The sequence below is a fragment of the Cupriavidus sp. 86D6 genome, from assembly GCF_057815095.1.
On the sequence record NZ_JBYPSB010000027.1, the window covers coordinates 1 to 20,625 of the forward strand.

22 protein-coding genes are annotated in these 20,625 nt (G+C 67.4%); 9 read left to right on the forward strand and 13 right to left on the reverse strand.

Features of this window, described 5'->3' with window-relative positions; genetic code table 11:
• Window positions 1-380 precede the first annotated feature (380 nt).
• On the reverse strand, window positions 381-1,157 hold the full coding sequence (locus AC3G88_RS28770; protein ID WP_487523484.1) for an enoyl-CoA hydratase: 777 nt from the start codon (window positions 1,155-1,157) through the stop codon (window positions 381-383).
• Window positions 1,158-1,408: 251 nt separating this feature from the next.
• Here AC3G88_RS28770 and paaG point away from each other — a divergent pair, with 251 nt between their 5' ends.
• The 3 genes from paaG to paaK all read left to right on the forward strand — a co-directional run bounded on the left by paaG (window position 1,409) and on the right by paaK (window position 4,099).
• On the forward strand, window positions 1,409-2,260 hold the full coding sequence (paaG, locus tag AC3G88_RS28775; RefSeq protein ID WP_488894430.1) for a 2-(1,2-epoxy-1,2-dihydrophenyl)acetyl-CoA isomerase PaaG: 852 nt from the start codon (window positions 1,409-1,411) through the stop codon (window positions 2,258-2,260).
• Between the two features lie 30 nt (window positions 2,261-2,290).
• The gene (gene paaI / locus AC3G88_RS28780) at window positions 2,291-2,731 is read left to right on the forward strand and encodes a hydroxyphenylacetyl-CoA thioesterase PaaI (protein ID WP_029050659.1); all 441 of its coding nucleotides are present in this window, start codon (window positions 2,291-2,293) and stop codon (window positions 2,729-2,731) included.
• 63 nt (window positions 2,732-2,794) lie between these two features.
• Window positions 2,795-4,099: a phenylacetate--CoA ligase PaaK gene (gene paaK, locus AC3G88_RS28785; protein WP_488894431.1), complete on the forward strand. Its 1,305-nt coding sequence runs from the start codon at window positions 2,795-2,797 to the stop codon at window positions 4,097-4,099.
• A 25-nt stretch (window positions 4,100-4,124) separates the two neighbouring features.
• Here the strand turns inward: paaK and AC3G88_RS28790 are convergent, their stop codons facing one another.
• The 10 genes from AC3G88_RS28790 to AC3G88_RS28835 form a co-directional block, all read right to left on the reverse strand.
• Complete coding sequence (locus AC3G88_RS28790) at window positions 4,125-5,747, reverse strand: ABC-F family ATP-binding cassette domain-containing protein (protein WP_488894432.1); 1,623 nt, start codon at window positions 5,745-5,747, stop codon at window positions 4,125-4,127.
• Between the two features lie 116 nt (window positions 5,748-5,863).
• Entirely contained in the window at window positions 5,864-6,697 is an 834-nt protein-coding gene (cobA, locus tag AC3G88_RS28795) for a uroporphyrinogen-III C-methyltransferase (protein WP_488894433.1), read from the reverse strand.
• A 13-nt stretch (window positions 6,698-6,710) separates the two neighbouring features.
• The gene (locus AC3G88_RS28800) at window positions 6,711-8,213 is read right to left on the reverse strand and encodes a cytochrome D1 domain-containing protein (protein WP_488894434.1); all 1,503 of its coding nucleotides are present in this window, start codon (window positions 8,211-8,213) and stop codon (window positions 6,711-6,713) included.
• The gene (gene nirJ, locus AC3G88_RS28805) at window positions 8,210-9,376 is read right to left on the reverse strand and encodes a heme d1 biosynthesis radical SAM protein NirJ (protein ID WP_488894435.1); all 1,167 of its coding nucleotides are present in this window, start codon (window positions 9,374-9,376) and stop codon (window positions 8,210-8,212) included. The genes AC3G88_RS28800 and nirJ overlap by 4 nt, the downstream gene beginning before the upstream one ends.
• A gap of 2 nt (window positions 9,377-9,378) precedes the next feature.
• The gene (ahbB, locus tag AC3G88_RS28810) at window positions 9,379-9,912 is read right to left on the reverse strand and encodes a siroheme decarboxylase subunit beta (protein ID WP_488894436.1); all 534 of its coding nucleotides are present in this window, start codon (window positions 9,910-9,912) and stop codon (window positions 9,379-9,381) included.
• A 5-nt stretch (window positions 9,913-9,917) separates the two neighbouring features.
• Window positions 9,918-10,409 carry an Lrp/AsnC family transcriptional regulator gene (locus AC3G88_RS28815; RefSeq protein WP_488894437.1) on the reverse strand — a complete coding sequence of 164 codons (492 nt, stop codon included), beginning with the start codon at window positions 10,407-10,409 and terminating at the stop codon, window positions 9,918-9,920.
• On the reverse strand, window positions 10,406-11,389 hold the full coding sequence (gene ahbB / locus AC3G88_RS28820) for a siroheme decarboxylase subunit beta (protein ID WP_488894438.1): 984 nt from the start codon (window positions 11,387-11,389) through the stop codon (window positions 10,406-10,408). The genes AC3G88_RS28815 and ahbB (AC3G88_RS28820) overlap by 4 nt, the downstream gene beginning before the upstream one ends.
• A gap of 16 nt (window positions 11,390-11,405) precedes the next feature.
• Window positions 11,406-12,671: a cytochrome D1 domain-containing protein gene (locus tag AC3G88_RS28825; RefSeq protein ID WP_488894439.1), complete on the reverse strand. Its 1,266-nt coding sequence runs from the start codon at window positions 12,669-12,671 to the stop codon at window positions 11,406-11,408.
• A complete protein-coding gene (locus tag AC3G88_RS28830) occupies window positions 12,593-12,922 on the reverse strand; it encodes a c-type cytochrome (protein WP_488894453.1) in 330 nt (109 codons plus the stop codon). The genes AC3G88_RS28825 and AC3G88_RS28830 overlap by 79 nt, the downstream gene beginning before the upstream one ends.
• 83 nt (window positions 12,923-13,005) lie before the next feature.
• Window positions 13,006-13,311, reverse strand: coding sequence for a c-type cytochrome (locus AC3G88_RS28835; protein WP_488894440.1), 306 nt, complete (start codon window positions 13,309-13,311; stop codon window positions 13,006-13,008).
• 365 nt (window positions 13,312-13,676) lie between these two features.
• Here AC3G88_RS28835 and AC3G88_RS28840 point away from each other — a divergent pair, with 365 nt between their 5' ends.
• Window positions 13,677-14,447 (forward strand): hypothetical protein, encoded by a 771-nt coding sequence (locus AC3G88_RS28840; protein ID WP_488894441.1) that lies wholly within the window; start codon window positions 13,677-13,679, stop codon window positions 14,445-14,447.
• Window positions 14,448-14,501: 54 nt separating this feature from the next.
• On the opposite strand, the gene mltA is transcribed toward AC3G88_RS28840, so the two are convergent.
• Complete coding sequence (gene mltA, locus AC3G88_RS28845) at window positions 14,502-15,629, reverse strand: murein transglycosylase A (RefSeq protein ID WP_488894442.1); 1,128 nt, start codon at window positions 15,627-15,629, stop codon at window positions 14,502-14,504.
• An 84-nt stretch (window positions 15,630-15,713) separates the two neighbouring features.
• Here mltA and AC3G88_RS28850 point away from each other — a divergent pair, with 84 nt between their 5' ends.
• On the forward strand, window positions 15,714-15,911 hold the full coding sequence (locus tag AC3G88_RS28850) for a hypothetical protein (RefSeq protein ID WP_153950342.1): 198 nt from the start codon (window positions 15,714-15,716) through the stop codon (window positions 15,909-15,911).
• Between the two features lie 46 nt (window positions 15,912-15,957).
• Here AC3G88_RS28850 and apaG read toward each other — a convergent pair whose 3' ends face one another.
• Window positions 15,958-16,332 (reverse strand): Co2+/Mg2+ efflux protein ApaG, encoded by a 375-nt coding sequence (gene apaG, locus AC3G88_RS28855; protein ID WP_049815787.1) that lies wholly within the window; start codon window positions 16,330-16,332, stop codon window positions 15,958-15,960.
• Window positions 16,333-16,537: 205 nt separating this feature from the next.
• Here apaG and rpe point away from each other — a divergent pair, with 205 nt between their 5' ends.
• From rpe to AC3G88_RS28875, 4 genes are all read left to right on the forward strand, one after another.
• The gene (gene rpe / locus AC3G88_RS28860) at window positions 16,538-17,239 is read left to right on the forward strand and encodes a ribulose-phosphate 3-epimerase (protein WP_029050706.1); all 702 of its coding nucleotides are present in this window, start codon (window positions 16,538-16,540) and stop codon (window positions 17,237-17,239) included.
• 14 nt (window positions 17,240-17,253) lie between these two features.
• Window positions 17,254-17,997 carry a phosphoglycolate phosphatase gene (gph, locus tag AC3G88_RS28865; RefSeq protein ID WP_488894443.1) on the forward strand — a complete coding sequence of 248 codons (744 nt, stop codon included), beginning with the start codon at window positions 17,254-17,256 and terminating at the stop codon, window positions 17,995-17,997.
• Between the two features lie 465 nt (window positions 17,998-18,462).
• Window positions 18,463-19,986: an anthranilate synthase component I gene (gene trpE, locus AC3G88_RS28870; RefSeq protein ID WP_488894444.1), complete on the forward strand. Its 1,524-nt coding sequence runs from the start codon at window positions 18,463-18,465 to the stop codon at window positions 19,984-19,986.
• Window positions 19,987-20,004: 18 nt separating this feature from the next.
• A complete protein-coding gene (locus AC3G88_RS28875; RefSeq protein WP_488894445.1) occupies window positions 20,005-20,574 on the forward strand; it encodes an aminodeoxychorismate/anthranilate synthase component II in 570 nt (189 codons plus the stop codon).
• Window positions 20,575-20,625: the final 51 nt, after the last annotated feature.

The window sequence follows — 20,625 nt, forward strand, 5'->3', positions numbered from 1 at the left end:
GAGCGACCGGCTTTGCCGTTCGCTGTCGCTGCGTCTTTCGTCGCAGCGGAGAAACGAGATTATGCAGAGCATTCAACGTTTCGTCAACAGTTTTTGCAGAACTTTTTTCTGCCGGCCGGTGCCGCGAACCCTCGCAACCCCAACCTCCTGCCAACCCCGCAACCGTTGTCGCCGCTGCGTTTGCAGCGCGCTTTGTGTTGCGAGGGGGCGAATATTAGGCCCGTTCCGCGACGTTTGCAACACGCATGTCACGAATTCATGGCTAGACGTTCGGAATCTGCGACACAAGCCGTTGATCGGAAAGGAAAATCGGCCCGATAAATTATTATCGGGCCGACCAATACCCCTCAACTTGCCTCGGGTATCTCCCGACTCAAGTTTTAGCGATGCTTGAAAACGGGTGGCCGTTTCTCCACAAATGCGGCCATCCCTTCCTTCTGATCTTCGGTGGCGAACGTCGAGTGGAACAGGCGCCGCTCGAAATGGACGCCTTCGTTGAGCGTCGTCTCATAGGCGGCGTTGACCGATTCCTTGATCATCATGACCACAGGCAGCGAATAGCCGGCGATCGTCTCCGCCGCCGACACGGCCTCGGCCACCAGCTTGTCGGCCGCCACCACGCGCGATACCAGCCCGGCCCGCTCCGCCTCGGCGGCGTCCATCATGCGCGCCGTCAGGCACAGGTCCATGGCCTTTGCCTTCGATACGGCGCGCGGCAGGCGCTGCGTGCCGCCGGCACCGGGCATGGTGCCCAGCTTGACCTCGGGCTGGCCGAACTTCGCGCTGTCGGCGGCAATCACGATGTCGCACATCATCGCCAGCTCGCACCCGCCTCCCAGCGCGTAGCCGGCTACCGCGGCAATCACGGGCTTGCGGATGCGGCGGATGGTTTCCCAATTGCGCGTGATGTAGTCGCCCTTGTAGACGTCCATATAGGAATACCTGGCCATCATGCCGATGTCGGCGCCGGCGGCGAACGCGCGCTCGCTGCCTGTGATGACGATGCAGCCGATGGCCTCGTCCGCGTCGAATGCGGTCAGCGCGGCGCCCAGTTCGTCCATCAGCGCGTCATTGAGCGCGTTCAGCGCCTTGGGGCGATTGAGCGTGACCAGCCCGACGCGGCCACGCGTCTCCACCAGGATGTTCTCGTACGGCATGTCTTCTCCTTGCGATGAGAGGAATCGGTGATCTGTCTGATACAGAAGCGGATCGATACTCGCCCGCCGCCGTGGCGCCGGTCAAGGCGGGCTGCCACCTCTTGCGCCATGCCGGCATCCCTACTACTATTTGCCGACCGACTGGTCGGTTAATTTAAAGGACGCGCGCTGCTATCTACAATGGCCGTGCGACCCATCGCGGCAACAGATCCGCACATCGGCCCGAAGATCAAATGGCGCAGGAGACCACCATGCCCCCGTCACAGGTTAGCCCGGCCAGCCCGGTCAGCCCCGCGCACGCCCCCGCGCGTGCGCGTCTCGAAACCGGCCCCATCCTGCTGCGCTGGCACGGCGATGTCGCCGTCGTCACGCTCAACCGGCCCGACAAGCTCAACAGCTTCACGCGCGACATGCATCGCGCGCTGGTCCAGGCGCTGGATCAGACCGAAGCCGGCGCGGCGCGTGCGCTGCTGCTGACGGGCGCCGGCCGGGGCTTCTGCGCTGGGCAGGACCTGGCCGATCTCGATTTCACGCCCGGCCAGGCCACCGATCTGGGCGACCTGATCGATACCTGGTTCAACCCGCTGGTACGCCGCCTGCAGGCGATGCCGCTGCCCGTGATCGCCGCGGTCAACGGCACGGCCGCCGGCGCGGGTGCCAATCTGGCGCTGGCTTGCGACATCGTGCTGGCGGCCCGCTCGGCCAGCTTTATCCAGGCATTCGTCAAGATCGGCCTGGTGCCTGATTCCGGCGGCACCTGGCTGCTCCCCAAGCGGCTGGGCATGGCACGCGCGTTGGGGCTGGCGATGACCGGCGACAAGCTCACCGCCGAGGAGGCCGAAAAATGGGGCCTGATCTGGGAGACGATGGACGATCCCCTGCTCATGGAACAGGCCATGGCGCTGGCCACCCACCTGGCCGCGCAGCCCACGCGCGCCCTGGCGGCGATCAAGCAGTCGATGCACGCCAGCGCCACGAACACCTTCGACGCCCAGCTCGACCTCGAACGCGACCTGCAGCGCCAGCTTGGCCGGTCCCACGACTACAACGAAGGCGTGAACGCCTTTCTCGAAAAGCGCGCCCCGCATTTCAACGGCGCCTGATCCCCTGCCCCGCGCGTGAAGGAGACCCGCTTGAACCAAGACCCCCAGGCCCTTGCCCAGGCCACGGCGCATGCCATGTACGAGTCCGACGCCTGCAGCCGCTGGCTGGGCATGGTGATCGAGGAAGTCCGCCCCGGCTACGCCCGCCTGTCGATGCCGGTACGGCCCGAGTTCCTGAACGGCCATGCCATCTGCCACGGCGGCCTGATGTTCACGCTGGCCGATTCGGCCTTCGCGTTCGCCTGCAACAGCCATAACATCAACACCGTGGCGTCGGGCTGCAGCATCGAATTCCTGCGGCCCGTACAGGGCGGCGACGTGCTGACGGCCGAAGCCGTCGAGCAGATCCTGTCCGGCCGGCATGGCGTGTACGACATCAAGGTGACCAACCGCGCCGGCGAGCCGGTGGCGATGTTCCGCGGCAAGTCGGCCCAGATCAAGGGGCACGTCATCCCGCCGGCCGAGGCCTGACCCCAGACAAACGCGGTACCCTGCGCCAACGTAGCGCACCCATCCCGGAAACGTGGAGACATCATGAGTACGCGCCTGACCGATCTGCCCCTGGAACCGATCGAGACTGCCAGCCGGCAGCAACTGCTAGCCCTGCAGCTTGAACGCCTGAAATGGTCGCTGCGCCATGCCTACGACAATTCGCCCGTGTACCGGCGCAAGTTTGACGAGGCAGGGGTACATCCCGACCAGTTGCAGTGGCTGGCCGACCTGGCGCGCTTTCCGTTCACCACGAAGAAGGATCTGCGCGACAACTACCCGTTCGGCATGTTCGCGGTGCCGCAGGACCGCGTGGCGCGCGTCCATGCCTCGTCGGGCACCACGGGCAAGCCCACGGTTGTCGGCTACACGCTGCGGGATATCGACACCTGGGCCACGGTGATGGCGCGCTCGATCCGCGCGTCGGGTGCGCGGCGCGGCGACAAGGTGCACATCAGCTACGGCTACGGGCTGTTCACAGGGGGGCTCGGTGCGCACTACGGCGTCGAGAAGGCTGGCCTGACGGCCATCCCGTTCGGCGGCGGCCAGACCGAGCGCCAGGTGCAGCTGATCCAGGACTTCAAGCCCGAGGTCATCATGGTGACGCCCAGCTACATGCTGGCGATTGCCGACGAACTGGAGCGCCAGGGCATCGACCCGGCATCGACATCGCTGCGCATTGGCATCTTCGGCGCCGAGCCGTGGACGCCCGAGATGCGGCAGGCGATCGAAAAGCGCATGGGCATCTCGGCCGTGGACATCTATGGGCTGTCCGAGGTGATGGGCCCGGGCGTGGCCAACGAGTGCGCCGAGACCAAGGACGGCCCCACCATCTGGGAAGACCATTTCTATCCCGAGATCATCGACCCCGACACTGGCGACGTGCTGCCCGATGGCGAATTCGGCGAACTGGTCTTCACGTCGCTCAGCAAGGAGGCGATGCCGGTGATCCGCTATCGCACGCGCGACCTCACACGCCTGCTGCCGGGCACCGCGCGGGCGGCCTTCCGCCGCATGGAGAAGATCACGGGCCGCACCGACGACATGATGATCGTGCGCGGCGTGAACGTCTTTCCGTCGCAGATCGAGGAACTCATCCTCAAGCACACCGAACTGGCGCCGCATTACCAGTGCGTGCTGGGCAAGGAGGGGCCGCTCGACACCCTGACCGTGCGCGTGGAATGCGCCCACGGCGCCGAGCCGTCGGTGGCAGCCCAGGCGCGCGAGCAGCTGACGCACGACATCAAGGCCTATATCGGCGTGACGGCGGGCATCGAGATCCTGCCCGAAGGCGGGGTCGAGCGGTCGGTCGGCAAGGCGCGGCGCATCGTCGACAACCGGCCGCGCTGACCGTCACCCGATCGGCAAAGGGGATTCACCAGGCATCAAGCCGCCAGCCTTCGTCGGTGGCCACCAGGCGGTCGGTCAATGCCAGGCCGTCCATGAAGGCATCGTCGTGCGATACCACCACCAGGGCGCCCTGGTAGCCGCGCAGCATGGCCTCCAGCGCCTGGGCCGACGGCAGGTCCAGATGGTTGCTCGGTTCGTCGAGCAACAGCAATTGCGGCGGCGGGTCTGCGTACAGGGTGCAGGCCAGCGCCGCCTTCAGCCGTTCGCCGCCGCTCAGCGCGCCGCTGGGGGCGTCGATTTTCTGCGCATCGAGCCCGAGGTGTGCCAGCAGCATGCGCAGGTTTGCCTCGGTGGCCGTGCCGTTCGCCGCCCGCATCTGCGCCAGGACTGATTGCTCCGGATCGAGATTGGCCAGTTGCTGGTCCAGGTAGACCGTCTCGGCGGAACGCCTGCAGGTGCCGGCCAACGGCGCAAGCTGGCCCGCCAGCGTCTTCAGCAGCGTGGATTTCCCGCAGCCGTTCGGCCCGACCACGCCCACGCGCTGCCTGCCCGTCACGGTGAGGCTGACGCGGCGGGTGGCGCCCGGCACGAACGGTAGCGCCACCGCGTCGAGTTCGGCCACACGCCGGTGCGCGACCTGAGCGACCTGAGCGACCGGCACGCCGTGAAGTGTGATGTGTGCCGCGTCCTCCACCTGCTGCGCGGCTTCGCGCACACGTTGGTCCAGATCGGCCTGGCTGGCGGCTTGTTGCTGGCGCAGCTTACCGGCGGACACTTCGCTGCGCGCCTTCTGGCCGCCGAGCAGAATTTTGGCCTGGTTCGACGTTTTCCCCTCCCGGTTGCCACGCGCCTGGCGCCGCGCCTGACGCTCGCGCTGATCCAGCATCGACCGTTGCTCGCGCTTGCGTTCGAGCTTGCGCTGCGCGAGCTGGTCGATCGCGTGCTGCCGCTCGTCGGCCTTGCTTTGGGCGTAGAACGTATAGTCGCCGCCGTAGCTGCGCAGCCCCAGCGAGGACAGTTCCACGATGCGCGACAGGGTGTCCAGCAGCGCCCGGTCGTGGCTCAGCACCAGCAGCCCGCGCGGCCACTGCTGCAGCTGATCGATCAGCGCCCGACGCGCGGGCCGGTCGAGGTGGTTGCTGGGCTCGTCGAGGATCAGGAAATCCGCGTCGGACAACATGGCGCCGACCAGCGCCACCCGCATGGCCTCGCCGCCGCTCAGGGTGTCGGCCGTCGCCGCGGCATCGAGATGGCCCAGGCCATTGCGGTCGAGTGCCTGTTGCAGCCGCTGGCGCACATCCCAGCCGCTGCCCACGGCATCGAAATCCTCCGGGGCGCTGCTGCCCGCCTCGATCCGCGCCAGCGCGTCGAGCGTATGCCGCACCCCGGCCAGGCTGGCCACGGTTGCATCGGCAGGCGGCGCCACCTGTTGGGCCAGATAGCGGACGCTGCCCGAGCGCAGGCAGCGCCCGCGCGTGGGCGGCAACTGACCAGCCAGAATCTGCGCCAGCACGGATTTCCCCGCGCCATTGCGCCCGACCAGGCCGGTGGGGCGCTGGTCGAAAGTCTCGTCGAGATCGGAGAAAAGGCGCCTGCCGTCGGGCAGGACATAGGACAGGCCTTCGAGCCTGAGATAGGGATCGGTCATGCGTGGATTCCAGAGATGCCAGGAACTCCCCCAGCTTGCGGGGGCGGGTGGAGACTGGCCGTCTTGTCGACGGCGGCATCAATGGCGCATGGGACCAATACCTCTGTGTTGGGGGATCAGGCGGCTATTGTAATGGGAATGGCAGAGGCTTGCCGCGGCGACGTCGCCACCACTTCCCCCACGAGGATGATCGACGGGCTGGCCAGCCCCGACCCTACGGCGTCGGTCAATGTGCCCAGCGTACCGGTCCACTTGAGCTGGTCCGCGCAACTCGCGTGCATCACCACGCCCGCCGGCATGTCAGGCCGCATGCCTGCCTGCAGCAGGCCCCGGCGGATCGACGCGATGCGGTGCATGCCCATATAGATCACCAGCGTGGTGCCGCTGGCCGCCAGCGCCCGCCAGTCCGGTTCGCCATCGCCGCGCGTATGGGCGGTGACGAACGTCACCCCATGGCAATGGGCACGATGGGTCAGCGCGATGCCAAGCGCCTGCGCCGCCGCCAGTCCGCTGCTGATGCCGTTGACCACCTCGACATCGAGCCCGTGCCCGCGCAGGAACGCCACTTCCTCGCCGCCCCGGCCGAACATCAGCGGATCGCCACCCTTCACGCGCGCCACGCAGCGGCCCGCCAATGCATGCGCCAAAGTCTGGGCGTGGATGCTGGCCTGGCTGACCGAGCAGCGACCGCCGCGCTTGCCGACGGCAATGACCTCGGTGCCGGGGCTTGCGTAACAGGCCATTGTCTCGGGCACCAGATCGTCGATCAGCCAGACCTGGGCTTCGGACAAGGCCCGCGCGGCCTTGACCGTCACCAGGTCCGGATCGCCGGGGCCGACACCGACCAGCCACACCTTGCCCGTCTGCCGGCCCTGCGCGCCCTGCCGCGCTTCCCTCTGCTGCCCCTCTCGCGCCTGGCGCGGGCCGTCCATGTTCCACCGTTTCATCATGTCATCTCTCAGTTCAATGGCTCGTGCCCGAAGAACGCGTGGTCTTGTTGAAGACGTTGTACTTGCCCACCGGCTTGTCCATCGGCAATCGCTTGATTTCCTGCAGCGTTGCCGCGTCGTAGACCACGATGGCGCCCTTGTCTTCCATCAGGCTGACCAGCGCATAGCGCCCATCGCGCGTGAACTCCACGTGAGCCGCCGTCCGGCCGGGCGACGGCGTGACGCTGCCCACCACCTTCAGCGTCTGCTTGTCGATGATCTGGAGCGTGTCGCGGCGCGGGCTCATCATGGCGTCGGTCCAGGCATAGGGCGTGGCTTCGTGGCTGCGCAGGAAGAAGCCCGGACCATTCGTGGCGATGGTGGCCACGGTCTGCCAGGTCTGCATGTCGATCACGCTCAGCGCGCCCTGCTTGAGGTTGGGCGACGCCATCACGTCGCGCCCGTCGCGCTGCCAGGTGATGCCGCTGCCCAGGTGCGGCATGCCGGACAGGGCCAGGTCCGCCACCTTGCGGCCGGCATCGAGATCGATCACCTGGCCGGCACCGCCGCGCGAGGCGCCCAGGATATGGCGATACGGCTGGTCAAAGAAGAAGTCGTCCAGCACGTCGTCCAGCGCGATCACGCGCGGTTCCAGCGTGGCGTAGGGAATCTCCCAGACTTCGGGGATATCACGCAGCGCGGCGATAAACGAGCCGCGCGGCGCGGCATCGTAAACCGCCGAAACGCGCGACGCCTTGCCGCCTGCCCCCGTCACGGGATACACCCTTTCCAGCGACAGGTCGTCGGCACGCAGCAGCACCATGGTCTGCGGCAGCGTGTTGCCGGCCAGCACCCATTTGCCGTCGTCGCTGACCGCCACATTGCGCGTGTTCAGCCCCGCGCGTGTCTCGGCCACCAGCGTCAGGTTCCACAGGTCGTACTTGCTGATCCAGCCGTCACGGCTGGCCACAAAGACATAGCGGCCCTCACGGCTGAACTTGGGGCCGCCGTGCAGCGCAAAGCGCGTCTGGAACCGATGGATCGGCTCCAGCTTGTCGCCGTCTAGCACGCGCAGATGGTGGCTGCCCGACTCCACCACCAGGAACAGGTTCGATGGATCAGCACGGAACACCGGCTTGTCCGGCAGGCTGCCCGGTGCGTGATAGACCACGCGCGACGCGCGGATGTCTGCCGCCGCCCAGTGCGGCGCCTGCGCCGGCGCCGTGCGCAGCCAGGTGGCGATCTGGTCCAGCGTGGCCTCCGGCAACTGGCCGGCAAAGCCCGGCATCTGCGTGGCGGCACGGCCATGGCGCAGGACATCGCGCAAGGCATCGGGCTTGAGCCGCTCCAGGCTTTCCGGCAACAGCGCCGGTCCCATGCCGCCGAGCCGGTCGGCGCCGTGGCAGGCCGCGCAATGCTGCTGGAAGGCGGCCGACGGGCCGGACGACGGGCCGGACGACGGGCCGGACGCGGTAGCGGCAAGTACCCCCGTCCACGCGCAGGCAGCCATCGCCAGCCCCGCAATCAGGCGTTTCATGCGGCAACCTCCCGGCCCAGCGGATCGGCGATTTCCTCGTCGGACAAATAACAGCCCGGGTCCTCGGCCCACGGATTGCCGCTGACGGCATAGGCGCGCACGCGCGTGTTGCCGTTGCAGATCTCGCGATGGGCGCAGGTGGCGCAGCGCCCTTCCAGCGGCCGGGGGCTCGACTTGAGCCCGCGCATCAGCGGATGGCTGCGATCGGCCCAGATGTCGCCAAACGCGCGCTCTCGTACATTGCCGATCGACACATGCCACCACATGGTGTCCGGATGCACATTGCCGAGGTTGTCGATATTGGCCACGCCCACCCCGGTGGCGTTCCCGCCCCAGTTGACCAGGCGCTGTCGCATGTCCGCCAGCCGCCCGGGCTGGCGCCGGGCGATCCAGTGCAGCAGGCTGACGCCATCGGCATCGTTGTTGCCCGTGACGAAATCGCCGGCCCGGCCTTCCTGCGCACGCGCCCAGACATGGTCGAACAGCCAATCCACGGCCACGCGCGTATGGGCGTGATGCGCATCGTCGCCCCGGTGGCTGCTGCCACGGCCCGCATAGTTGAAATGCGAGAGATAGAACTTGTCGATGCCTTCGGCTTCGGTCAGCGCCACCACATCGGGCAATTCGTCGGCATTGGCTTCGGTCAGCGTCATCCGCACGCCCACGCGCAGGCCGCATTGCCGGGCTACGCGCAGCCCGTCCAGCGCCTGCCGGAACGCGCCGGGGCAGCGCCGGAAGCGGTCGTGCGTGGCTTCCAGGCCGTCCAGGCTCACGCCCACGTAGTCGAAGCCGGCCACCAGCAGCCGGGCCGCATGCCGGGTGTCCAGCAGCGTGCCGTTGGACGACAGCGACAGATGAAAGCCAAGCCGCTTGGCGTGCGCGGCAATCTCGTACAGGTCCGGCCGCAGCAACGGCTCGCCGCCGGACAGGATCAGTGCCGGCACCCTGGCCGCCTTCAGCTGTTCCAGCACGCCGATGGCTTCGGCGGTGGACAGCTCGCCCTTGAAGTCGGTATCGGCGGACGTGGAATAGCAGTGCTTGCAGTTGAGGTTGCAGCGCCGCACCAGATTCCAGATCACCACCGGGCCACCGCTGCGGCGCGGCGCCGGAGGTACGGGGCCGCCATCGCGCAATGCCTCCATGAAGCGGGAAACTCTGAACATGATCAATCTCCGGAGGCCCGCAGGCGCAGGCCGGTCTTCTTGAGGATGTGGGTGGACCACAGCACGTCGTGCGACCGGCATGCCTGGCCAAGCAGATCTCGTATTTCTGCGATGTGCGGGACGGCTTCGTCCTGCGTGCGCGCATGGACCATCGCGAACAGGTTGTAGGGCCAGTCCGGCAGCCGGCGCGGCCGCTGGTAGCAATGGCTGACGCACGGCAACGCGCCCACGCGCGCGCCCAGTTCGGCAATCCGCGCGTCATCGACATCCCACACCGTCATGCCGTTGGCGCGCCAACCCAGCGCGTAATGGTTCGGCACCGCGCCAACCCGGCGCAGCACGCCGCGGTCGCGCATGGCCGCGAAGCGGGCCAGCACCTCGGCTTCCGGAATGCCGATCAACGCTCCCAGCGCGTGCCACGGCGCCGGCACCAGCGGCAGACCGGCCTGCGTGGCCTGGATCAGCGCGCGGTCGATGGGGTCCAGTTCGCTGGCGCGGGTGGCAACGGCAAGGGGGTGGCTTGGGGCGGTCGGCATGGGTGCTACACCGGCAGATACAGGTTGACGAAGAACTCGCGTTCCTTCGGGAAGGGCAGGATCTCGACGCCGGCGCTGGCCGCCACGCGCGCCAGCACGGCGGGCACGTCGTCCGCATTGGATAGGGCCAGCACGAACCACAGGTTCAGGTGATGGGTGCGGGCGTAGTGATGGGCCACCTCCGGAAAGGCATTGATGGCCGCGATTACCGCGTCCAGCCGGTCCGCCGGGGCATGGCAGGCGCACAGCACGAACTGTCCGCCCGCGCGCTCGATCTGGAACAGCGGGCCGAAGCGTGTCAGCACGCCCCGCGCCAGCAGCGCGCGCAAGCGGGCGATCAGTGTGGCCTCGCTGATATCCAGCGCGGCGGCGGCATCGGCGTAGGGCCGGGGCGTCAGCGGCAGCCCGCGTTGCAGCGTGTTGACGATCTGCCGGTCGAGCGTGTCGAGCGTGGGGATGGCGGCGGGCGCATCCCGGCTGATGGCGAGGTCTGTCATGTCGGTGGCACCTCCCAGCTATAGCGCGTGCCGCACTGCTTGAAGCACGTGCCGCTGCGCAGGACCCTGCCGGGCAGCCCGTCCATGCCGGCCTGGTGGTCGAAGTGTTCCAGAGCGGATTGCAGCTCGGCTTCGCTGCGCGCGTGCACCATTGCGAACAGGTTGTACGGCCAGCCGGGCAGCCGGCGCGTGCGGCGATAGCACAGCGACACCGGCACCACCCGCGCCAGCCGCGTACCGATGGCGTCCACGCGGGCATCCGGCACATTCCACACACACATGGCGTTATGACGATACCCAAAGTGGCGGTGATGAAGGATCACGCCGAAGCGGCGGATCACGCCGCTGGCGTGCCACTGCGCAATGCGCGACAGCACCCGGTGCAGCGGCATGCCACAACGCCGGGCCAGCGCGTGGAACGGCTGCGGCGTCAGCGGCAGCCCCATTTCCAGCGCCGCCACCAGGCGCCAGTCGTCGTCGTCCAGATGTACCGGCGCGGCCGATGGCGTACGCCTGCCGCGCGGCGTGCCCGACGCGCCGGACATCGAAAAGCCCAGGTCGATGTGGTATTCGCGCTCCATCGGCAGGTCCAGCGGTAACTGGTCCACGTCATCGGCAATGCTGCCCAGCACCACGTCCAGCGCGGCACGATTGCGCGCGCCGGCCACGAACCAGAGGTTGTAGCGGTGGCCATGCCGCGCGTAGTTGTGGCTGACCGCGCCATGGGCATTGACGCGTGCCGCCACGCGGGGCAGCGCATCGGGCGGCACTGCCAGCGCCGCCAGCGTACTGGCGCCGATCACGTTGGGCGCGAACACGGCGCCGATCCGGCTGACGCGGCCGGCGCCCACGTCGCGCGCCAGCAGGCTCAGTATCGTGTGTTCGTTCAGGTCCAGCGCGGCGCCCGCGCTCTGGAACGGGCGCGGCACGATCGGGAAGTCGCGCTGGATGCTGTCGTAGAAGCGTTGCTCGTCGAACATGGCTGTCACATCGCAATTACATGCCGATGCGCTGTGCGCGCACCGTGAAGAAGATGCCGCTGGGCTGGTCGGCCTTGAGCGTGGCGATGCGCTGGAACGTGGCCGTGTCGTAGACCTCCACGCGGTTGTCGTCGCGGCAGGACAGCCACAGCGCCTCACCCTTCGGCGTGAACTCCATGTGCAATACGCCGCGGCAGGGCGTCAGCGTCTTGACCACCTGACGCGTGGCGGTATCCACGACCTGCACCGTGTCGTTCTTCGGAAACGCGAAGTTGACCCATACCTGGCGGCCGTCGGGACGCGCCATCGCAAACACCGGCTGCCCGGCCACAGCCACGCGCGCCTGTTCCTGCCAGTTGTGCGCGGGGTCGGCCGCCAGCAACTCGTGGCGGCCGATGGCCGGCAGCCACGCCTGCCCCTGCGCCATGGCCCAGCCGCGCAGGTGCGGCATCTTGTAGACCGGCAGCGGCGCCTCGCCGCGGCCGTAGCCGGACAGCACCTTGCGCGCGGTGGGCGGTGTCTGCCACAGATCCACCAGCGACAGGCCGTCCTCGCCGAACAGGCCGGCCAGGTACCAGCGTCCGTCGGGCGTCACCAGGCCGTCGTAGGGCGCGCGGCCGGCAGGCAGGCGCGTGACCTGCGGCTGACGCGGATTCGATGCATCGATGATCCAGATTTCGCCGGCCTCGAACAGGCTGGCCGCCAGCCGCTGGCCGGGCAGGTCGGCCAGGCCCACCACCTTGGAGCGGCGGCCATCGGGGCCGATGGCGGGAATCTCGGAGAGCAGTTCGAGCGTCCCGGCATCGAACAGCTTGATGCCGCCCGGCGCGTAGTTCTGCGCGGCCACCACCTTGCCGTTCTGCAGCATGGCGCCGCCGATGCTGTTGCCGGCCTGCTTCACGCGATGGGTCATGCGCTGCGCCAGCAGATCCAGGCGGGACAGGCCGCCGTCCCGGCCAAAGACATAGGCATATCGCCCATCGCGCGAGAACACCACGCTGGCGTGCGACAGGTCGCCCAGGCCCTCGATGGTGCCGAGGCTCGTCATGCCGGACGTTTCCACTATCTGCACCCGGCCGGCGGCGCGTTCGATGACCACGCCGAGGTCGCCGGTGCCACGCAAGGCGGCTTCCGGCGTCGCGGGCGAGCCGGCACAGGCGGCCACCAGCGACGACGCCCCCAGCGCAATGGCCGCCAAACGGATCAGTCGTGCAATGCGCTGGCGGACGATGTGGGGAGCACGGGCGGCGGTTCGCCCGCCTGGAGTCTGTCGATCAGCCATTGGGCTTCTTCCTGCGTCATGAACGGTTGCCACGGCGGCATGGCGGTGCCGGGCCGGCCCTGCAGCACGGTGGCCACCAGGCCGTCACGCGGCTTGCCGGCCAGCGCCTCGGCTGTCAGCGGCGATCCCAGCCCGCCTTGCAGCGTCATGCCGTGGCAGGCACCGCAGTCGTCGCGCAGCCAGCGCGCCAGTTGTGCCTGCCGTGCCGCTGACGGTTCCGCATGCACCAGCGCGCCCGGCGCGGCCAGCATGCCGAGGAGCGCCAGGTGCCATGCGAGGGATCGGGCCATGAATCGTCGGATCAAGGGATCGGTGGGTCCGAGGGCTCGAACGATCAGAGCGTCAGCACCCACTTGGCCAGCGCGCTGGCATCGGTATCGCTGAGCGCGTTGGGCGGCATCGGGATCGGACCCCACTTGCCGGTACTGCCTTTCTGGATGCTTTGCGACAGCTTCGCCGCGGCGTCCTTGTCGCTCTTGTACTTGGCGGCCACGTCCTTGAACGCCGGGCCGATCAGCTTCTTGTCGACGCTGTGGCAGGCCATGCAGTTCTTGCTCTTGGCCAGGTCGGCATTGGCGTGGGCGGCCATCGGCAGCGCGGCCGCCAGCAAGGCGGCGCCAATCACTTTTGCGGGATGCATATCGTTCTCCTGATTGCTAATACCGGCCCCCCGGGCGCCGGCTGGCCGCCAGTGGGGAATGCGGTGGCGTGCTGGTGCACGTCGGAAGTGCCCATCATCGTGAAAATGCGATGACCAGGGATTGATAGCAGTCAAGCCGACGACAGTTCACACGGAACTCGGCCCGAGGGATGCGTCACCGCGTGACGGAATGCGCAACGAGGTGTTGGGGAAATGCGAAACGCACGCGCCGGGAACGGGAATGCCCCTGGGCGTGGAGAGGATTGGGAAGCGTTGGTGAGGGTCAAGATTCGACGTTGCTCCCGCCGGTATGGTCATCGGGCGAGCCAGATCCTCGCACCAGCGACCTTACATGGAGAACGCATATGAACTCGGCTTTTCAGGTTCTGACCAGCGCCTGTATTGGCGCTTTCGCTACGCTTGCCGTTGCCCAACAGGCACCCCAGCCCGCGCCTGACAACGCAATTCCGAATCCGGATGGGTCCAGAACCATACTTCGATCGCAACAATTGCCGGAGGCAAACGCACGGCACGCGAGATGGTGCGCCGAACATGGCGGTGTGGACGTTACCAACGAGGGCGATCTGACACTGTCCGCCGATACCTACGATGCCGTCATCTGCGTGCGGACCGACTTCAGCAAGCCCGGATTCAGCGGCGCATACATCCCGGAGCACGGAAGCATCATTACACCTGACAATCGCCTTGAGACGGCGCCGGCCATTGGCCCGGATGTCCCACCCGCATCAACGCTCGAAGAGCTGGAAAACCAACAGTCTTTGCCGCGTGGCGTCATCCCCCCGACTTCGGAGTGGTCGCGCAGCCTCAAGATTCCCACTATCAGCGTCTACCCGAACAACGGCTATACCGTGAAGACGAAGACACTGTTTCATGCCGCGTCATATGCACGGTTCACCAACTTTTCGGGCGGACATGGCGGCAGGGTCGAATCAAGCATCCCTGCCCTGAACTGCCATTGGCGATGGCAAGGACGAATCCGGCCTGGGCACCATCAGGTGGACGGCTTTACCGGCTGCTACGCGCCCAGGCCCGGTGTCGTGCGGACGAAAATAACAGCCTGCTCCGGCGTGATATGCGCGCGAGGCGAGGGGACGTTTGTCGCAATTCCGCAATAGGCCATGCGTCCTGCCGTGTCCTGCCCGGTGGGCGAAGGAAGACAACCATCGCCCTCAGCTGCGCGGCATCAGCACCCACATGCGGCCGCCCTGCTTCATGCGGCCGGCGGTTTCGCCGGCGGCGTCGCCGGCGCCCCAGAAGAAGTCGGCGCGTACGCCGCCCTTGATGGCGGAGCCCGTGTCCTGGGCGAACATCAGGCGCTGGATCGGCTCGGTGGACAGCGGGCGCGTGGTGGACAGGAACACCGGCACGCCCAGCGGGATCGTGGCCGGATCGACGGCGATCGAGCGTTCCGCGGTAAGCGGCACGCCGAGCGCGCCGACCGGGCCGTCGTTGTTCGCCGGCAGTTCTCGGAAAAATACGAAACGCGGGTTGACGTTCAGCATTTCCTCGACGCGCGCCGGGTTGTTGCGCGCCCAGGTCTTGATGCCCTGCATCGTCGCCTGCGCAGGCGTGATCTCGCCACGGTCGAGCAGCCATTTGCCGAAGGAGCGGAACGGCTGGTCGTTGGTGCCGCCAAACCCGACGCGCATCATCGTGCCGTCTTGCAGACGGATACGACCCGAGCCCTGGATCTGCAGGAAGGCCGCCTCGACGGCATCATCGACATAGACCAGTTCGTTGCCGCGCATCGCCGGCATCTGCAGCAGTTCGGCCCGCGCGGGTAGCGCGCCGCGCAGTTGCGCCGGGCGGCGGTACAGCGGCACCTGGTACTGGCCCTGGCGGGTGCGCGATCCATGCAGGATGGGCTCGTAGTACCCGGTGATCAGACCACTATCGGTGCCATCGACGTTGACCACGCGGAACGGCTGGAAATTGGTTTCGAAGTAGGCACGCATGGCCGACAGGTCGCCGGCGTCCACCATCAGGCCGGTGGCGCACACGCGGCTCCATTCGGGCTTCTTCTTCAGTGCCTGGCAGCTGGCCTGCAGGGCCGGCCAGGCGGCGCGCACGTCGTCCTGGCTCCAGCCGCCGATCTCCGCCCAGGTGGCCGGCTGCAGCTTGCCGGCGTTCGGCGAGGTCGATGGTGCCGCGGTGCCGGCCGTGCCGCCCGGCTGCACGCGGATCGGGCCGCCGCTCATGCAGCCGGCCAGCAGTGCGGCGCCCACGGCGGAAGCGGCCAGCGCCAGCCAGCCTCGGGAAGACGCACGCGGGGCGCGCGGGGAATACTGATATGCCATCTTGTTCGTTCTTTGCCTACAATCTCAACCCGATCTCAACCGATCTCAATCCGATCCGCCGACTGTCACAGACTGCCCCACGCGATGAGCCAGTTCTTCGAAAACCACCCCACCCTGCTGCTGGCAGCCGAAGCCGGCCTGGCGTTGCTGCTGCTAATATTCATCGTGGTCTGGACGATGGGCACCGCGAAGAAGCATCCGCGTCCCACCCGCGCGCCGCAGGACCACCCGTCGCGCGCCGGCCAGGCGTCGCAGGAGACCGACAAGGCGCCGGACGCCTAGGTTCCCCGGGGCGTCCGCGCCCGCACGCCGTCGCGCCGCGAGCCGCTCAGTGAAGCATGCGCGGCAGCACCAGCGCGAATTCGGGAATCGGCACCTCGAAGCGGTGGCCGTCCTCGGCCACGCAGAAATACTCACCCTTCATCGATCCCACCGGGGTCGAGATCGTGGCCCAGCTCGAATACTCGAAGTGCTCGCCCGGCTTGAGCAGCGGCTGGTGGCCCACCACGCCCAGCCCCGCCACTTCCTGCGTGGCGTTGTCGCTGTCGGTGATGATCCAGTGGCGCGAGATCAGCTGCGCGGCCACTTCGCCGATGTTGTGGATGGTGATGGTGTAGGCGAACGCATAGCGCCCGCGGTCCGGGTCCGACTGGTCGGCCATGTACTGGGTGCGTACGGCCACGGAAAAAGCGTACTCGCTCATTGTTCGACGGATGAGGATGGTCGGCTGGCCGGCGTCCCGCCTGGGGGCGCGGCCGGGTGTGTCGCATTGTGCGGCAAGGGCTGGGCAGGGGCAAGCGCGCCTTGCCGGGCAGGATCGGGCCGGACCGGCGTAAAATACGCGCCATTCTCGCGGATCGCCCCCGTATCCGCCGCCTTCAGCGCCTCAATCCAGCGTCAGACCAGCCATGAGCCAGCCCACCTACCGCATCGCCCCGTCCATCCTGTCCGCCGACTTCGCCCGCCTGGGCGAGGAAGTACGCCGCGTCACCGAGGCCGGTGCCGACTGGATCCACTTCGACGTGATGGACAACCACTACGTGCCCAACCTGACCGTGGGCCCGCTGGTCTGCGAGGCCATCCGCCCGCACGTGACCGCCCCGATCGACGTCCACCTGATGGTGCGCCCCGTGGACCGCATCATTCCCGACTTTGCCAAGGCGGGCGCCAATATCATCACGTTCCACCCGGAAGCCAGCGATCACATCGACCGCTCGCTGGCGCTGATCCGCGACAACGGCTGCCAGGCCGGCCTGGTGTTCAACCCGGCCACGCCGCTGCACCACCTGGACCACGTGATGGATCGCCTGGACGTGATCCTGCTGATGAGCGTGAACCCGGGCTTCGGCGGCCAGTCGTTCATCCCCGAGACCCTGAACAAGCTGCGCGCCGTGCGTGCCCGGATCGACGCCTACACGGCGCGCACCGGCCGCCAGATCCTGCTGGAAGTGGACGGCGGGGTGAAACCGGACAACATCGCCGAGATCGCGGCGGCGGGCGCCGACACCTTCGTGGCCGGCTCGGCCGTGTTCGGCAAGCCTGACGCCGACGGCGGCTACAAGGGCATCATCGGCAAGTTCCGCGACGTGCTGGCCGGCGTCGGCAAGTAAGGCGGGCGCGGACGATGACGAGCGAAATCCTGCGCCGCACCGACTGGCGCGGCATCCAGGCGGTGATCGTCGACCTGGACGGCACCATGGTCGATACCGCCGGCGACTTCCATGCGTCGGTCAACGCAATGCTGCTGGCGCTGGTGCACCAGCATCCGCACCTGGGTCCGGTGGAGCCGATGTCCGCACAGGAGATTGTCAGCTTCGTCGGCAAGGGGTCGGAGAACCTGATCCGCCGCGTGCTGGACGCCCGCTTCAGCCCGCTGCACGCCAACGGGCTGTTTGCCGACGCCTACGCGCTCTATGACCGCGAGTACGTGCGCATCAATGGCCAGTTTTCCAATGTCTACCCGAATGTCCGCGAGGGCCTGGCGGCGTTGAAGGCGCTTGGCCTGCGCATGGCCTGCGTGACCAACAAGCCCTGGAATTTCACCGAGCCGCTGCTGGCCAAGACCGGCCTGGCCCCCTATTTCGAGCTGGTCTACGGCGGCGACGCCTTTGCGCTGCGCAAGCCCGACCCCTATCCGCTGCTCAAGGTGGCCGAGGCCTTCCGCCTGGAACCGGCCGCCGTGCTGGCCATTGGCGACTCCGAGAACGACGCCCGCGCGGCCCGCGCGGCGGGCATGGGCGTGCTCTTGATGCCCTATGGCTACAACCATGGGAACCCTGTACAAGGCGTTGACGCCGATGGTATAGTCGGCGACATTGCCCGCGTGGCAGCGATCCTTGCTGCACATCGGTCAAACCATCACGGTTAATCCCTGAACACCATCAATGTTCCTCAACCGCAAACGCATCTTTTCTGGCAGTGATCGGCAGGCCTGGCCCTGGCGTCGCTGGCGCGCCTCTGAACAGGCGTAAAGTGCGTTCGCGAGTTTCCTGACGGGCCTGGGTCGCCCGGACATCCGCGGTCTGCGGATTGCCCTCCCACCCAGGCTCCGCCGGACCGGTCCAGATGTCCTGACGACCGGCCTCCCCGGCAGATCCTTCCGCCAGCGCCGTAGTTCCGGTTGCTCCTGCTTGCGCCTGTGCTACGGTTAGCCTCGAGAACGTGCCACGCGCCGCCCCTGGCCGTGTGCAGCCTCATCGATTCACGTGTGCGCCACGGTCCGCCCCCCCGGGGAGGCGGGTTGATGCAGCTTGTCGCCCTCCCATCCCGCAGACGACATCACGGTGCCGCCCGACCCGTCCAGACTGGCCGGCGCCGCAAGTAGAGGATCGACATGACCGAACTGGAATTCAAATCGCTGGCCGACCAGGGCTACAACCGCATCCCGATCATTGCCGAGGCGCTGGCCGACCTGGAAACCCCGCTGTCGCTGTACCTGAAGCTGGCGCAGTCGCAGACGCGCGGCGTGAACACCTTCCTGCTGGAATCGGTGGTGGGCGGCGAGCGTTTCGGCCGCTACTCGTTTATCGGCCTGCACGCGCGCACGCTGATCCGCGCCTACGGCCAGCGCGCCGAAGTCGTGACCGACGGCAAGGTCGTGGAAACGCACGAGGGCAACCCGCTGGACTTCATCGCCGCGTTCGAAAGCCGCTTCAAGGTGGCGCTGCGTCCGGGCCTGCCCCGCTTCTGCGGCGGCCTGGCTGGCTACTTCGGCTACGACGCGGTGCGCTATATCGAAAAGAAGCTGGCCGACAAGCAGATGCCCGACGACCTGGGCCTGCCCGATATCCAGCTGCTGCTGTGCGAAGAACTGGCCGTGATCGACAACCTGTCCGGCAAGCTCTACCTGATCGTCTACGCCGACCCGACCACGCCCGAAGCCTATTCCCGCGCCCGCCAGCGCCTGCGCGAACTGCGCATGAAGCTGCGCCAGCCGGTGGACGTGCCCGTGACCAGCCCGTCGGTGCAGACCGATGTCTATCGGGAATTCGCCAAGGCCGACTACCTGACGGCCGTCCACAAGGCCAAGGAATACATCATGGCCGGCGACATGATGCAGGTGCAGGTGGGCCAGCGCCTGATGAAGCCGTACCGCGACTCGCCGCTGTCGCTGTACCGCGCCCTGCGCTCGCTGAACCCGTCGCCGTACATGTATTTCTACAACTTTGGTGACTTCCAGGTGGTGGGCGCGTCGCCCGAAATCCTGGTGCGCCAGGAAACCCGCAAGGTCGGCACGCCCCAGAACGGCGACACCGAGACCGCGCGCATCGTCACGATCCGCCCGCTGGCCGGCACGCGCCCGCGCGGCAGCACGCCCGACCGCGACGCCCAGCTGGCCACCGAACTGCTCAACGATCCGAAGGAGATCGCCGAGCACGTGATGCTGATCGACCTGGCGCGCAACGACATCGGCCGCATTGCCGAGACCGGATCGGTCAAGGTCACCGACAAGATGGTGATCGAGAAGTACTCGCACGTGCAGCACATCGTCAGCTCGGTGGAAGGCACGCTGCGCGAGGGCATGAGCAACCTCGACGTGCTGCGCGCCACCTTCCCGGCCGGCACGCTGTCGGGCGCGCCCAAGGTGCGCGCGATGGAAATCATCGACGAACTGGAACCGCGCAAGCGCGGCATCTACGGCGGCGCCGTGGGCTACCTGTCGTTCGGCGGCGAGATGGATCTGGCCATCGCCATCCGCACCGGCGTGATCAAGGACGGCAATCTCTACGTGCAGGCCGCGGCCGGCATCGTGGCGGACTCGGACCCCGAGGCCGAATGGAGGGAAACCGAGGCGAAGGCGCGCGCCGTGATCCGTGCCGCCGAACAGGTCCAGGACGGCCTGGACGCCGACCTCTGAGCCCCCGGGAGAGATGACATGCTGCTGATGATCGACAACTACGATTCGTTCACCTACAACCTCGTGCAGTACTTTGGCGAACTGGGTGCCGACGTGCGGACCTATCGCAACGACGAAATCTCCATTGAGGAGATCGAGGCCCTGAAGCCGGACCACATCTGCGTGTCGCCGGGCCCGTGCAGCCCGCACGAGGCCGGCATCTCGGTCGATGTGCTCAGGCACTTCGCCGGCAAGGTGCCGCTGCTGGGCGTGTGCCTGGGCCACCAGGCCATCGGCGAGGCGTTCGGCGGCAAGGTGATCCGCGCCAAGCAGGTGATGCACGGCAAGGTCAGCACGATAGAAACCACGCAGGAAGGCGTGTTCGCGGGCCTGCCGAAACACTTCGACGTGACGCGCTATCATTCGCTGGCCATCGAGCGCGAGACGCTGCCCGATTGCCTGGCCGTCACGGCCTGGACGCCGGACGGCGAGATCATGGGCGTGCGCCACAAGACGCTGAACGTGGAAGGCGTGCAGTTCCACCCCGAGTCGATCCTGTCCGAGCACGGCCACGCGCTGCTGGCCAACTTCATCAAGGCGCCACGATGAGGCGCGCCGACTATACCGCCTGCACCTTCGACGATCCAGCCGCCCACAATA